Source organism: Aquimarina megaterium XH134 (assembly GCF_000520975.1).
Lineage (GTDB): Bacteria > Bacteroidota > Bacteroidia > Flavobacteriales > Flavobacteriaceae > Aquimarina > Aquimarina megaterium.
This window is the reverse complement of sequence record NZ_JACB01000009.1, coordinates 1-298: the sequence shown is the minus strand read 5'-3', so window position 1 is coordinate 298 and position 298 is coordinate 1. Positions and strand designations below refer to the sequence as shown.

1 pseudogene is annotated in these 298 nt (G+C 32.9%); it reads right to left on the bottom strand.

The features are described 5' to 3' along the window. Nucleotides 1-298: pseudogene (locus Z053_RS31445) on the bottom strand (hypothetical protein); the annotation flags it as partial.

Sequence of the window (298 nt, the reverse complement as noted above, 5' to 3'; positions counted from 1 at the left end):
TGTACCATATTGCTCTTTTAAGATTTCTAATCGTTGTTGTATAGCTTCCAGGGCAAAAGATTCATGACGACCTCCTTGTCGCTCCTGGATTTTCTTTGCTTCTTTTCTACCAATACCATTATCAGTTATAGTACATAAAAGATGGTCCGTAAATATAAAATCTATGGTAAGTTGTTTTTTACCTTCTTTATGTAAAAGTCCGTGTATTAATGCATTTTCTATAAAAGGTTGTACGATTAGTGAAGGAACCAACAAACCTTCTGTATTGGTATGTTGAATAGTGTATGTAAAATCATCT